This window comes from Paenibacillus sp. MAEPY2 (assembly GCF_000499205.1).
Taxonomy (GTDB): domain Bacteria; phylum Bacillota; class Bacilli; order Paenibacillales; family Paenibacillaceae; genus Paenibacillus; species Paenibacillus vandeheii.
The window spans coordinates 43,782-58,390 of sequence record NZ_AWUK01000065.1; the positions used below are offsets into that span (position 1 = coordinate 43,782).

The 14,609-nt window shown below is 39.1% G+C and carries 15 protein-coding genes; 13 read left to right on the top strand and 2 right to left on the bottom strand.

From position 1 onward, the window contains the following. Positions 1–103: 103 nt before the first annotated feature. From P364_RS0133225 to P364_RS0133255, 7 genes are all read left to right on the top strand, one after another. On the top strand, positions 104–733 hold the full coding sequence (locus P364_RS0133225; protein WP_024634281.1) for a PTS glucose transporter subunit IIA: 630 nt from the start codon (positions 104–106) through the stop codon (positions 731–733). Positions 734–1,042: 309 nt separating this feature from the next. Beyond that, a complete protein-coding gene (locus P364_RS0133230; RefSeq protein ID WP_024634282.1) occupies positions 1,043–2,008 on the top strand; it encodes a zinc-binding dehydrogenase in 966 nt (321 codons plus the stop codon). A gap of 158 nt (positions 2,009–2,166) precedes the next feature. Beyond that, complete coding sequence (locus P364_RS37145) at positions 2,167–2,763, top strand: glycosyltransferase (protein ID WP_256984844.1); 597 nt, start codon at positions 2,167–2,169, stop codon at positions 2,761–2,763. Positions 2,764–2,908: 145 nt separating this feature from the next. Continuing rightward, positions 2,909–3,226, top strand: coding sequence for a thioredoxin (gene trxA, locus P364_RS0133240; protein ID WP_024634284.1), 318 nt, complete (start codon positions 2,909–2,911; stop codon positions 3,224–3,226). A gap of 196 nt (positions 3,227–3,422) precedes the next feature. Beyond that, positions 3,423–4,118, top strand: coding sequence for an ArsR/SmtB family transcription factor (locus tag P364_RS0133245; protein ID WP_024634285.1), 696 nt, complete (start codon positions 3,423–3,425; stop codon positions 4,116–4,118). A 117-nt stretch (positions 4,119–4,235) separates the two neighbouring features. Beyond that, positions 4,236–4,625, top strand: a complete 390-nt coding sequence (locus tag P364_RS35850; protein ID WP_024634286.1) for a rhodanese-like domain-containing protein — start codon at positions 4,236–4,238, stop codon at positions 4,623–4,625. 52 nt (positions 4,626–4,677) lie between these two features. Beyond that, complete coding sequence (locus P364_RS0133255) at positions 4,678–5,775, top strand: flavin monoamine oxidase family protein (protein WP_024634287.1); 1,098 nt, start codon at positions 4,678–4,680, stop codon at positions 5,773–5,775. Between the two features lie 66 nt (positions 5,776–5,841). Here P364_RS0133255 and P364_RS0133260 read toward each other — a convergent pair whose 3' ends face one another. Beyond that, complete coding sequence (locus P364_RS0133260; protein ID WP_024634288.1) at positions 5,842–6,810, bottom strand: LacI family DNA-binding transcriptional regulator; 969 nt, start codon at positions 6,808–6,810, stop codon at positions 5,842–5,844. Positions 6,811–6,973: 163 nt separating this feature from the next. On the opposite strand from P364_RS0133260, the gene P364_RS0133265 reads away from it, so the two are divergent. Then, positions 6,974–8,296 carry a 6-phospho-beta-glucosidase gene (locus P364_RS0133265; protein WP_024634289.1) on the top strand — a complete coding sequence of 441 codons (1,323 nt, stop codon included), beginning with the start codon at positions 6,974–6,976 and terminating at the stop codon, positions 8,294–8,296. 101 nt (positions 8,297–8,397) lie between these two features. On the opposite strand, the gene P364_RS0133270 is transcribed toward P364_RS0133265, so the two are convergent. After that, complete coding sequence (locus tag P364_RS0133270) at positions 8,398–9,066, bottom strand: ArsR/SmtB family transcription factor (protein WP_024634290.1); 669 nt, start codon at positions 9,064–9,066, stop codon at positions 8,398–8,400. A 248-nt stretch (positions 9,067–9,314) separates the two neighbouring features. Here P364_RS0133270 and P364_RS0133275 point away from each other — a divergent pair, with 248 nt between their 5' ends. The 5 genes from P364_RS0133275 (at position 9,315) to P364_RS35855 (ending at position 14,165) form a co-directional block, all read left to right on the top strand. Next, a complete protein-coding gene (locus P364_RS0133275) occupies positions 9,315–9,602 on the top strand; it encodes a hypothetical protein (protein ID WP_024634291.1) in 288 nt (95 codons plus the stop codon). Between the two features lie 158 nt (positions 9,603–9,760). Next, complete coding sequence (locus P364_RS0133280) at positions 9,761–10,204, top strand: OsmC family protein (RefSeq protein ID WP_024634292.1); 444 nt, start codon at positions 9,761–9,763, stop codon at positions 10,202–10,204. A gap of 116 nt (positions 10,205–10,320) precedes the next feature. Next, positions 10,321–11,616, top strand: coding sequence for an MFS transporter (locus P364_RS0133285; RefSeq protein WP_024634293.1), 1,296 nt, complete (start codon positions 10,321–10,323; stop codon positions 11,614–11,616). Positions 11,617–11,971: 355 nt separating this feature from the next. After that, positions 11,972–12,631, top strand: a complete 660-nt coding sequence (locus P364_RS0133295; protein WP_139237064.1) for a hypothetical protein — start codon at positions 11,972–11,974, stop codon at positions 12,629–12,631. Beyond that, the gene (locus P364_RS35855; RefSeq protein ID WP_052016877.1) at positions 12,624–14,165 is read left to right on the top strand and encodes a hypothetical protein; all 1,542 of its coding nucleotides are present in this window, start codon (positions 12,624–12,626) and stop codon (positions 14,163–14,165) included. The genes P364_RS0133295 and P364_RS35855 overlap by 8 nt, the downstream gene beginning before the upstream one ends. Positions 14,166–14,609 lie beyond the last annotated feature (444 nt).

The window sequence follows — 14,609 nt, forward strand, 5'->3', positions numbered from 1 at the left end:
TAGAATTCCCGGTTTATATAATTTACTGAAAATAGTATTTAAATCTTGACATGTAATGCATTACATAAAATATTCTTTACGCTAAAGAAGGGAGCTGCATATCATGAGTAAAGATGAGAAAGAAATTTCAAGAGTCTTAGTCCAATATTTTGGAGGACTAGAAAATTTGAAATCGCTCTCGTGTTGTACAACTAGACTAAAGGTTCAACCTCAAGATGTTTGGATGGTGCAAAAACATGAAATTGAAAAGTTGCCTGAAGTGCTTGGGTGCTGGGAAAAGAATGATGAAATTCAGGTTTTCATGGGTGTTTATGTTTGCCAGATACATGAATGTATCGTGAAGTTAATAGAACAGAAATCAGATCATTCAGGCATGAACAATGAGAAAAGTAAATCTTCAATGACACCGCTGTTAAGAAATGAACATATTGGCTCTCCTTTAAAAGGAAGCATTGTACAACTTGAAAATTGCTCTAAATCGATGATTGAAACAAAAAAGACCGATTCTCAAGTCACGATTGTTTCCTCAGAAGTCACTCTAGTATCACCGGTAACTGGCGTAATAACAATGATTTATTACTCCGAATATGCAATTGAACTCCGTACAGAATCAGGTATTAAAGTATGTCTCCATATTTCTTCAGACCTTTACGAGGGCTTTGAATTATTCTCAAAACTCCAAATTCAAATAGGACACCGAGTAACACAAGGACAGATTTTGTTACATAGATGAAAAGCACACTCATCCCAAGTTAATTTCCGCCACGGTAACCGTCCATGATGTTAACCAACATTTAGATGTCATTCAAACGAACAAACATGATCTTGACGCTGGTGAAATTCTTTTCGTTATAATCGACAATTATATTTAAAAAAATTATCTATTGTGATGGCCCAGTGTCAGTGGATTACAAACATTAATTTCAATCGAAGAGAGAATACTCAATTGACATTGCCTAAAATCAATTATTCAATTGAATAAAATACCATGCTGATTTATAATAACATAAATTCATAAAATAAATATAAAGGAGGGAACAAAATGAATTATATGAAAGCAATTCAAGTTCATGCTAAAGGTGAAACAATGCAATTAGTGGAAATTCCCGTACCTATTCCAGATAAAGGACAAGTTCTTCTTAGAGTTGAAGCTTGTGGAATATGTAATGGAGATTCTGGCACGATTAAGGGTGGTGCCCCTGAATACCCAAGAATTCCAGGACATGAAGTAATCGGATTGGTAGAACAACTAGGTGAGGGATCAACCAAATGGAAAGTGGGTCAACGAGTTGGATTGGGTTATCATAGCGGACATAATCATGTAACAGGGCTAACTATGGATGGGGGTTACGCTGAATATATGGTTGCTTATGAAAATGCACTAATTCTTATTCCTGAGGAAATTACTTCTGAAGAAGCAGCTCCTCTAATGTGTGCTGGCGAAACGACATTTAGTGCATTACGAAATAGTTCGGCACGTCCAGGTGATTTGGTCGCTATTTTAGGCATTGGCGGGTTAGGCCATTTGGCTGTTCAATATGCAAAGAAAGCTGGATATCAAACAGTGGCAATATCCCGAGGAGGGGATAAAGAAAGCCTAGCAAGAGAACTCGGGGCACATATTTACATTGATTCAGAAAAAGAAGATCCCGCCACGGCTCTGAAAGCACTCGGTGGAGCTAGAGTTATTCTTGCTACGGCTCCAAACGCTAGCATGATATCTTCTCTAGTTCATGGCCTAGATACTGGCGGCGAACTCATTATTGTAGCTGGATCTAGAGATCGTTTAGAGTTATCCGCTATGGACTTCTTACGGGGTACTCATACCGTGAAGGGGGCATTTACTGGTCAAGCTAAGGAAATTGAAGCTGCAGTACGGTTTAGCATATTAACAGATGTTCGTCCAATGATTGAAGTTTTTCCTCTAGAACGGGCAAGCGAGGCATATGAAAAAATGATGTTAGCAAAAACAAGGTTTCGAGCAGTCTTGAGTATGGCTGAAAAATAAAGAGAATATATATTCGTGTCATTTTGGCGATATATTTTCTCAATATGCTTAGTGGGCCTCAAGTCAAAATTAGCTTAGAGGTCTTTCGGTTGCAGTTTTTTTGAGTAGCTGGTCAATCAGGGAGGGAATAAACCATCAGAAAATATATAAACATTGGTATTGTCTATGATTCAGCTCATGAACGCACAGGAGAACATGCAACCCAATTAGGATATCTACTAGCCCAAAAAGGGCATAAGATCCATATGATAAGTTTGGGACATCCACTCCAATCATACCCAGCACCTCATAATTTGTTCTATCATGAGGCGAAAGTAAATAATTATTACGTATTTGGCTCTCCCCCATATGAGTTGGCTTTATCAGGGAAGATTATACAAGTGTCTAGAGATCTTCAACTTGACCTGATTCATGTACATTTTGCGGCACCTCATGTGATTAGCGCTTATTTGGCCAAACAAATCATAGGAGTGAATTTTCACGTGGTGACTACTCTCAAAGCTGAAGACATTGACATCCTCGCCACAAGTGGTATAAACAAGGATTTAATCCGTTTAGCTTTAACTGCTTCTGATGTATTAACCGCGGAGTCCAATCATTTAATAAGTGAAACGACCCAATTACTCCAAATTCCTTGTGATAATATCCATTTAATTCCGGGCTTCGTGCATCTACCGGTTAGTTTTTTTAATGAGCGAATTTTGGAAAAATATGAGGATATTTATTACAGAATTTTAGATAGGACAGGTCCATGACCTTTATTATGTATGACATACATGAGACTCCTAAAGAAGTATACATGAGTATACTTGACAGTGCCATTAAGTCGATTTATAATTCAACTAATCAATTGAACATTAAAAAATCGATTGAATATAACAACTAGGAGGTTTATCCTTTATGAGCGCAACTGCTTTAACCAATGAGACGTTTAACAATCAAATTCAGTCTGGAATTACCTTGGTAGATTTTTGGGCACCTTGGTGTGGTCCTTGTCAAGTTCAACTGCCAATCGTGCACGAATTGGCCGATACGATGAAAGGAAAAGCGACCATCGCAACAGTAAATGTAGACGAACAACAGGAATTGGCCGCACGTTTTGGAATTCGAAGCATCCCAGCACTACTTTTGTTCAAAGATGGTAAGCAAATCGATGCGATGGTAGGTATTAATCCACGTGATGTTCTTGAAGCGAAAATCCTTAAACTTACAAACTAAATAATCAATAACTTATTTATCCATAAAACTTAAAAACATAAACTCCAATCGAATGATTGGGGTTCTTCGCCCTTTAATTCAATTAATCAATGGAATTATTGATTTTGTGATATAATGCAGATATTGAACATTATAGATTAGATCTTCATTGTCTAATTGATCTTATTAATGAGTACATTGAAGGGAGCATATAGCATTGGAAGTTGAGAATTTACAAACTCATTTTAAAGAACGCTTGTATCACCAATTTTCGAGGATCGGTAAATGTTTATCGAGTGATAAGCGCCTTGAAATCATGGATGTACTATCGAATGGGCCCAAATCCGTAGAAGGATTAGCGAATCAAACCGGGATGAGTATAGCAAACGTATCAAGACATTTACAAATTTTGTTGGAAACAAGGCTGGTTAAATGTCACAGGAAGGGTAACTACGTAATTTATAGCCTTTGTGATCCTACTGTTTCTCAATTCTTATCTTCATTATGGGAATTAAGTGAAGACAGGCTTTCTGACGTGAAACAGATGAAAGAAGAATTGAAAAAGCAATTTCCTGATGTGAGAAGTATTACCAAAAAGGAATTGTTACTCAAAATGAAGGAAGAAAACATCATTCTTATAGATGTCCGGCCGGCGGATGAATACCAATCGTCACATATTCCAAATGCAGTCTCCGTACCTTTTGAACAACTGGGGCATTATCTAAAAACATTAAACAAGTCCGAAGTGAAAATTGTAGCATACTGCAGAGGGAAATACTGCTCTATTACGTCCAAGGCTGTTGATTATATTCAAAAGCAAGGTTTTACCGCTTACCGGATCGAAGAAGGAATCCGCGATTGGAACCATTGTGATGAAGACATACATCTTGACATTAAACCAGATTCAATCTAGAATTCAATCATTCAATTGAATGATATCAAAAGGTGAGTGGTGATCAACGATGTGTCCATATTTGATGTACGGATCAAATGTTAAAGGTGCCAAGTATACGTTATTAAGGAAAGTTACATGCTGACTATAGGGGTACTGCTCTTCATCATCTTAATCGGGCTTCTTCAGCATTTGCGCTTGCATTTCCGTTACATGCGTAAGGTAAAACTCTTGTCCGCAAAGCAGCGCCAATTTCATGTATTTCCTCATGCCAAATTACTTGATATCAGAGACGCTTCCGATTTTATGAAGTCATCTGTGCCTACATCCATTAACATTCCTGTAGGTCGATTAGCCTTCGTTTGGGAGAAGGAGCTCACCACAGAAGATTACGTTGTGATTTTGAGCGATACGTCTTTCAAGGGCCGTAAAGCAGCACGAATATTATTTAAAAAAGGGTTTCGGCATCTTTACCTCATGGTTGATACGGTATCTGCACAGTGTGAATGGTTTCGTATTCAAGTGTAGTATCACAAAATCAAAAATAATAGGTTTGTCTTGTATATTAAGGAGAGCAGAAATGAATAATCCAGTAATCATTGTAGGCGCAGGTTTAGCTGGGCTTCGTGCAGCGACGTTGCTTCAAGCAGAAGGTATCGATTATCGAATTTTAGAAGCAAGGAACAGAGTGGGGGGACGAATATTAACAAATGTAAGCTCGTATGTGCCCGAATCAGGAAAATTTGACCTAGGGCCTACTTGGTTTTGGCCACGTTACGAAAAATCCATTTCTAAACTTGTCCAGGAATTACAGCTGGAAACGTTCGCACAATATACTCAAGGTGCTATGCTGTTTGAGCGTTATGAAGGGAGATCACCTGAACGACATGTGTTACCCGAAAACGCGATAGAAAGATCCCTACGTTTTACCGACGGAGCGCAAGCTTTAATTAACGCTTTAGTTGATCAGTTACCATTGGATAAAATTGAACTAGGAGTTCATGTAAAAGCTATGGATCTAAGCCGAGAGTCAATCTCGATAAGAGCCGAAGATGTAGAAGGGAATACAAAGGAATACACAGCAAACCATGTGATCTTTGCTTTACCGCCAAGACTCATTGCAAAACATATTCATTTTTCTCCTGTGTTGTCTGAGCAGACATTAAGGGATTTAATGAACAAACCTACTTGGATGGCATCACAAGCCAAAGCCGTAGCTGTGTATGATCGACCATTTTGGCGAGAAACTGGACACTCGGGCATGGCTTCGAGTTGGATCGGCCCATTACAAGAAATTCATGATGCATCTCCTGAAACAGGTACAGGTGCTTTATTCGGTTTTTTTGGAATGCCTGCTAAAACTCGTCAAGAATTAGGTGAAACGCAAATTTCCAAGTTAGTCATCGATCAATTGGTTAGACTTTTTGGGCCTGAGGCAAGAGAAGTACAAACCATCCTACTGCAGGATTGGTCAACTGAGCCAGATACAACGGTTCAAGATGATCTTACCCCTCTACAAAGTTATCCGGATTATGGGGAAATATCAATAGACGGCAATTGGAAACACAAGATCATTTTTGCTGGAACTGAGACAAGTTTGAACTACGGCGGACATTTGGAAGGAGCACTACTTTCAGCGGAAAGAGCGGTTAACATGATTATTAAATTCGTTAAATAGACGATGTTGAAGCTTCATGGAACAGAAACCACTTAATCATTAAGGATGACTAAATGGTTTCTGTTTTTATGTTGAAGCTCGTTCGATTATGCGGTAGCTGAGAGAATGGAGATCATTTTTCGCCTGTGTAAGCTGGTTATGCAAAATAACAAAAGCATTCTCAGCTTGCTGATCGATAGGATAATGAATCGTTGTTATATCGAGTAAATGGGACAACATGGAATTGTCAAACCCCATAACACCAAGGTCTCCTGGTATCGAGAATCCGGATCGACGTAGCACCGTTATTAGCCCCGCAGCCACATCATCATTGGAACAAAAAATAGCATCAGGACGATCTCGCTGCTTTATCCACCATTCCGCAATTTCTTCGCCATCATGAACAGACATCTTGTCTTCAAAACAAGGAAAAGAAGATTCAGCGAGATGATATCTCTCCAGAAATTCAGTATGAGCACGGTGTCGTTCTTTGGTATTTAATCCTTTTGACATGGGATATACGCACAGAATCTTACGGTAACCTTTACGATACAGATATTCAAGCCCATCGCAATAAACCTGGTATTGATCCATAAACACCGAAGGGACTTTCTCATGATCGAGTCTCTGCCAGGTGACAATCGGGCCGTATTGAACGTAGGATTCAATAACACTCCACTCATTTGATCGAATTAAGCAAACAAGACCATCCAGTTGCTTTCGTCTTAACATTTCAAGGGCAATTCGTTCTTTCTCAGGATCGCCATTCGTAATGAAAAGACTTATATTAAAGCCATTCTTCTCGGCAATTAACGTAAACGCACGAACAAAGTTAACAATAATCGGGCTGAAACCAACAGCTATAATTCCAATAAGATGCGTTTCACCTTTTTTTAGAGAAATTGCATTCGCATTCGGCACATAGTCCAGTTGTTTCATAATTTCTAGAATTTTACTTCTGGTGGTATCGTTTACATACTTTTTGTTATTGATTACACGCGAAACCGTTGCAGTAGACACACCCGCTAAACGGGCGATTTCTTGAATATTAGCCACCTATAACCACCTCAAAGGCCAGCATATCACATTTTATTGCTAGGAACAAAGCGACATAGAAGCAATAAAAAAAATTGAAAACGAAAGCTTGACATGTAATGCATTACATCATTTACAGTTCAATTGTAAGCAATCCAATACAGCTTTTTAGGAGGTCATCAACATGAAAAAAGGTCTGAAAGTGGTCACTATTGGTGGAGGTTCCAGTTACACCCCAGAATTAGTTGAAGGTTTCATTAAACGTTATCACGAATTACCCATTAAAGAATTATGGCTGGTTGATATCGAGGCAGGTAAAGAAAAACTCGAAATCGTTGGCGCGATGGCTAAACGAATGGTTAAGGCAGCAGGCATTGATTGCGAGATCCATTTGACACTGGACCGCAGACTGGCGTTGCATGATGCTGACTTTGTAACCACTCAACTTCGGGTCGGATTGATGGAAGCACGGATTAAAGACGAAACCATTCCAAATAAGTACGGCCTTATTGGTCAGGAGACGAATGGAGCAGGAGGCATGTTAAAAGCGTTCCGAACGATTCCTGTCATTCTAAGTATCGTTGAAGACATGAAAGATCTTTGTCCAGATGCATGGCTGATAAACTTCACCAATCCCGCAGGTATGGTTACCGAAGCTGTTCTGCGATACGGGCAATGGGAAAAGGTTATTGGTCTATGCAATGTGCCGATCATGGCTGTCAAGAATGAGGCTGCTGCTCTTGATAAACAAGAAGAAGAACTTTTCTTCAAATTTGCGGGAATCAATCATTTGCATTGGCACAAAATATACAGAAAAGACGGAAAAGAACTCACCCGTGAAGCGATTGAAAAAGTATATGGGCCGAATGCCAAACCTGAGAAAATGGTTCAGAACATCAAGAATATGCGTTTCCTGTATGAACAGATCCTTCAATTGGACATGTTGCCTTGTCCTTACCATCGTTACTACTATATGACTGATGCCATGATCAAAGAGGAGTTAGAAGAGGCTCAAGGAGAAGGAACCCGAGGCCAAGTTGTAAAGCGACTAGAAGAAAGTCTGTTTGAGTTGTATAAAAATCCGAATTTGGATCATAAACCTGAGGAACTGGAGAAACGGGGCGGTGCTTACTACAGTGATGCGGCTTGTGAGATCATCAACTCCATTTACAATAATAAAGGGAAGCAAATGGTTGTGAGCACACGGAACAATGGGGCTATTAACGATCTGCCAAATGAAAATGCCATTGAAATCACAAGCATCATTACTGCTCATGGTGCAGAGCCTATCCATTTCGGATCCTTCCCGCCGGCCCAAAGAGGATTGCTGCAAGTCATGAAATCCATGGAAGAACTCACAATTGAAGCAGCGGTAACAGGAGATTATGCTACAGCTCTTCAAGCTTTCACGTCCAACCCACTTGTGCCAAGCGGGGACACTGCAAAAGCATTACTGGACGAATTGCTTGAAGCACATAAAGAGTTTTTGCCGCAATTCCACAAGTAAAAGGGATGTACACAACGAACACGATTTGAATTCGTTAAACTACAAAAGACCTCTAGCCAGATACTGGTTTGAGATCTTTTGTGTTAGAACAAATGGAAGGATTACTGGATTAGAAAATGGCCCTGCCACTCATTGATGCCTTCGTCCATGCGATAAGCTTTAAAACCTTCTTGTTTCAATTTTTGAACAGCTAGTGCCGAGTATGCGCAAACCGGACCCTGACAGTAAGCAATGACTTCAGCATCCTTGGGAAGTTCACGCATCATGGCATCGAGTTTATCCATGGGCATGGAAATGGCTCCAGGGATATGTCCGATTTCAAATTCGTCTTTAGACCGAAGATCCACCAACACGATGGATTCATTATTGACTTTCTCCATAACTTCATCCATGGTCAGTGTTTGAATCCCATCAAGATTGTTGATAAAGTCATCTTTTAATTTTGAAATGTCAGGAAGTTGTTTCTCACTAATACGCCACAGGGAGGACATAAAGTCGATAATTTCCGGATCTGCAACGGAGTAAATGACATACGTTCCTTTTTTGGTGAACTTCACAAGCTTTGCATCGAGCAAAATTTGCAGATGACGCGACACGTTAGCCACATTCATACCTGTACACTCTGCCAATTTCTCCACAGACTTAGAGCTCTGAGCCAATACATTCAATATTTCAAGCCGTTTATCACTCGATAAACTTTTTCCGATTCGTGCAAGCTGTTTATATAGTTCTTCCTTTAATAGTTTTGCTGAACCCAGTGTATCTTCCATCATGATCAACCTCTATTCTAAGTCGTTATTTTTCATCTTAAGTTGCTACTTAATTTCAATCATTAGCTTTACTGTTTGAATTGATTCAATTGATTAATCAAATTGTATCATGTTCTACCGTGTAATCAAGGACCTGCTTTAGATTATTACTTGACGAAAGAATCACTCTGAACTATAATTCAATTGATTGATTGAACATTTGATTTTCTTGGGCGATCGATACATTAATTCATGGAGGTTTCGAAATTATGGCAAAGGCATATCTTCAAATCACACTCAAAATTAATGCAACTGAACGTGAGGCAGCTGTAAAGGTTTATACCACGTATAAAGAGCCGTTTCTCTCAGGTATTGCTGGTGCCGTATCAAAGGAATTGTTAGTTCGTGATGAAGATGTTCAAGTACTGCACGGCTTTAACAGTGAAGATGAAGCTAAAAACTATCTAGAAAGTGATCTTTTCACAAATGATGTTGTCGTTGGATTGAAAGATTTACTTCAAGCTGATCCGGAAGTCCGTATCTACACTACGTTCTAGTGTAGAAGATATGTACTGCTCTCAAGGAGACAACGCTAATACTACAAAGTTCTCTTCATAAACCGACATTGCCAGTTCCGCTATGTCGGTTTTATTTTTTAACGTCACAGCAAATGCATTAATGAAGGAATTTCATTCCTATTAGAAGAGAGGTCAATATGGCAAATGAAAAAATCACATTGAACACTGTTTGGGTTGGTAATGCAAAAGGAAACGGGACGATTAAAAGTGATAATCTCCAAACTCAAATTGCAATTCCCAGTTCAAAAGGAGGGAGTGGGCAAGGCGTAGAACCTAAGCAACTTCTGATGTCTTCAGCAGCATCTTGCTATCTTATGACATTGGTATTCATGTTGGATCAAAGTCGAATTTCGGTAGAAGAATTGTCTATGGAAACAGAAGGAACTGCGACTTCAGATGGGCAAATAAGCATCATTCATCGTCCGCATATTATCTTGAAGAAATCTGAATCCACGAGTCAAGACAAAACCATGGCGGAATCACTACTTCATAAAGCAGAAGAAAACTGTCACATTGGTCAGCTTCTAATGAAAGCAGATGTTCAGATTACATTGGAAGGCAACGTATCCCTAGAAGTCTAGGGTAGAATCAACGGAGCTGTCTGATTTCTCTGAGACGGCTCCGTTGATTCTATGAATCTTTTTGCAGCATTTTGAGTAATACAAGAAGTAGCTCATTGAAGTGAAGGAGAATATTAATGGTAGAAACAGCCTTTGAAAAAAATCAAACCTCTTTACAGGTTCCACCATCAATTATGGAGTATGTAGAGTCTTCTGAGAAGCAACGCCAGTTACATTCTAGAACGATGAAAGTGGTTATTGCTTCTCAAATCTGTGGTGGAGCTGGCTTAGCAGCAGGGATCACCGTAGGTGCGTTAATTGCGCAAGACATGTTAGGCACGGATAGTTTTGCCGGTGTTCCTACGGGCCTTTTCACATTAGGTTCTGCTGGTGCAGCGCTTATGGTAGGAAGACTTTCTCAACGATTGGGGAGGCGGACTGGACTTGCCACAGGATTCTTGGCAGGAGGTATCGGAGCTATTGGTGTTGTCCTTGCGGCATTGTTCAATAGCATTCCTTTGCTCTTTATTTCGATGTTAGTCTATGGGGCAGGTACCGCTACTAATCTGCAAGCACGTTATGCAGGCACAGATCTTGCTTTGCCAGCGCAGCGCGCGAAAACCATTAGTATGGCCATGGTATTCACCACATTTGGTGCGGTTGCTGGCCCCAATCTTGTGAATGTGACTGGTAAATTTGCAACTTCGCTTGGTGCTCCTGCGTTAACGGGACCTTTCATGCTTGCTGCTGTGGCCTACACTTTGGCTGGCCTTATTCTCCTCATTTTCTTGAGACCGGATCCTTTTATTGTAGCTAAAGCTATTGCTGAGGTAGAACTCCAAGGAAAAACTGGAGAAAAGAATCATGTAACAGAAGTTAAAATCAATAAAAAAGGCATTATCATCGGAGCATCCGTTATGGTGTTAACACAAATTGTGATGATCGCCATTATGACAATGACTCCTGTTCATATGCAGCACCATGGACATGATTTAAGTAAAGTAGGACTCGTTATCGGGATCCATGTGGCTTCGATGTATTTACCATCTGTAATCACAGGAGTCCTAGTTGACCGGTTTGGCTATATTAGAATGGCTTATGCCTCAGGTTTTACTTTACTGTTGTCAGGTCTGTTGGCTGCTTTTGCACCTGGTGATTCCATGGCATTACTCACTCTTGCTTTAGCTCTTCTGGGCTTAGGCTGGAACTTTGGATTGATTAGCGGGACTGCCGCAATTGTCGATGCAGCTCCGTCCAATGTCCGTGCGAAGACTCAAGGAACCGTCGATGTTTTGATTGCATTATCAGGAGCATCTGGTGGAGCACTATCAGGTATGGTCGTGGCACACTCGAGTTTTACCATCCTTTCTCTGATTGGCGCCTTTTTGTCACTGCTACTCATTCCTGTCGTTGTTTGGTTCCGGAATAAATAAACAATCAAATTCATTTACAATCAAAAACCGTTTTTCTAGTTTATTGTGTGCAACAATAAATTAGAAGAACGGTTTCTTGCAAATAAAGAGTTTAGACGTTTGATAAATAGAACAAATTACGTATAGCTCAAGTTCTGTGTAATTTCACTGATGAAGTAACAGCAGTGAGATTTGTATGTATTGATGAAAGAAGTTGAGAAATCAAATGATTATCTCATTATTTTTTTATGCGAAAACAATGCTAAATTCATTTATAGTTCGACAAAACAAGTGTTTTTTAGACAAAGGAATACAGTATATGAGGTTGAATATAAAATATTGTGGCAAAAATACATTTTTTGGGAGGATTTTGCACTTGTATTCACCAATCAAGAAGGTAAAAAATGAAATGGGTAGGAATAGATTTTTTGTATTTAGTAGAAGGTTAAATAGAGAGGTTAGACTATACAATTCACTTCAATATGATCATTGGGTTCTGACAGAATCGGATATTTCAGTAATGAGTTACTGTGAAAGACCGTTGAAAATAAATATACCTATTGCAGGTAAAGTTGTCGAAACAGTTTTTGATATGTGGATTAAATCAGAAAGTGAAGAAAAGTTTGTGTTTATACGTTACTCCTATGAAATTGATCCGGATAACAAACGTTCAAGCGAACAAGCGATTGAGGAAATGTATGCACAAAAAATATGGTGCGCAGAGAATAATAAGACACATTGTGTCCTGACCGAAGAAAATATACGATACAATCCCACTATTATTGCAAATAAAAAAACGTTGATTCCTTTTTTTACTCCACTTTCTGATATAAAACCAGAAGTGTATGAGCTGATTTATAGATCAGCTTTAAATGGTCCTATGACAGTCCGTGATTTAGAAAAATCCATTCAATCTAAAAATCATCCTGTCATAATTCGGAATTCTATATTCGCACTAATCCTTCATGGGATACTTACTTTTAATCAAGATCAAGACTTACTTTGTGGATTGACGGAGGTAAAGTTGAATGTCTAGAAGACGTATCTTAGATAATATAAATATTGATCCGAAACATAAAGACCTCTCAAATTGGCCAATTGTTAATATCATGCAACTTCAACCTGAAGATAGAGAGATATTCAAAAAACGAGAAGCTGCAGTGAAGCTATATATGCTTCATGAAGAAGTAACATTAGAAATAATAACTGAACAAACAGGCGTAAGTAAAAAGGAATTAATCATATTTATAAAAAAATGTTTAGAATTCGATCCAATAACTGAAGCAATCTGGGGATTTAGAGCATTAATCCCTCATAAGAGAACCAAAAAGTATGATAGAAGTGCAACCACAACCTTTTTACCACAACAGCAAAGGCCAAGATTCAGTGGAGCCTTCAATCAACTCCTTGAACAATATCCAGAAATTAGAGAGAAGATCACTTCAGCATATTTAAGACGAAAAGGAAAAAATTCTACGATGCCCACAATCTCAACTGATGGGATCCATAGATTATTCCTAAGTTTGTGCAAAAAGAATGGTATAGGAATACATGACTATCCGTTTAATACAAATGATAAAGGATATCGATCATTATATCGTTTCTTTAAAAAAATTGAGAATAATCATTTTTCAGAAGGTGCAAAGCGTTACGGAAAAGAAGCAGCCAGGCAATCACGGATGGGAACAATGCTAAAACATGAATTGATATTACAAAAGCCTTTTCAACGCGTTCAGTTTGATGGGCATAAGATTGATGCGATGTTTACTATCACATTTAAAACCCCTGAAGGAGACTTATTTACAGAAGTTGTGGAGCGGGTATGGCTTCTTGTAATAGTTGATGTAGCAACTCGAGCAATATTAGGTCATCACCTCTGTGTAAATAAAGAATATAACAAAGACGATGTTTTGCATTGTATTCGCAACACAGTAACCCCTTATGAAAAACGAAAATTTTCGATACCTGGTATTGATTATGATCCTAAAGGTGGTATACCTTCGGCTGAAATTCCAGAAACGGCATGGGCTCTGTGGGATGAATTCAGCTATGACAATGGTAAAGCAAATTTATCAAATATCGTAACCGATCGTCTTTATGAAGTAGTTCGTTGTACTATAAATCCTGGTCCGGTTGACGCTCCAGAAGTAAGAGGCATTATTGAACGGTTATTTCGTTCCCTTGAAGTGCTTGGATACCATAAATTAGTGAGTACTACTGGAAGCAATCCTTCTGATCCTCTTCGTAAAAATCCAGAACAACAAGCAAAAAAGTTTGATATTTCTTTATCGGATCTAGAGGAGCTTACACATATTCTAGTATCTGATTATAATGGTATTCCACATAGTGGAATTAGAAACTTTTCTCCTCTTCAATTAATGAAACAACGAATTGAAAGAGGGATGGAACCAAGAGTTCTTGAACCAGACAAAAGAAAAGATGCTATTTTTTTTATGATTCAAACTAAAAGAAGAGTGAGTGGAAACATAGAAAAAGGAAAACGTCCGTTCATCAACTACGAGGGGGTACGATATCAAAGTGATATCCTTGAGAGCATCCAGACGTTGTAGCTCCCGATAAAGAGTAGCGTTGATGCGATGGAAATCCATATACTGGCGCGAAGCACCCGCTTCAATCCCCAATAACTCCCTCTTGCTCCCACGATAAGTAAGGTCGGTAACACGAACACGGCATATAAAGCAAACAATACAGTGATTTCTAAACTGCTCATATGAAAATTCTTCGCGTATAACGGGAACAGTGAAGACATAAACGTAGCTGCGCAGGTCATCACAAGAAAAACCCAAAGCATTCTTTTCATCAAAATTCTCCTATTCAAATTTAAGATTACCTATTACGTATTGCTTGACCGATTCACGGAGCACACTATGGCAGATGTACGTACCATCCTTGCGGAGAAAGATTAGGCTGCGTCGGCTCCGTTGATAGACTCCATTCTTCCTCTGACCCTAAAAACCAATAGTCTTTATCGCCGTAAGCGTCAAGCTGTACCC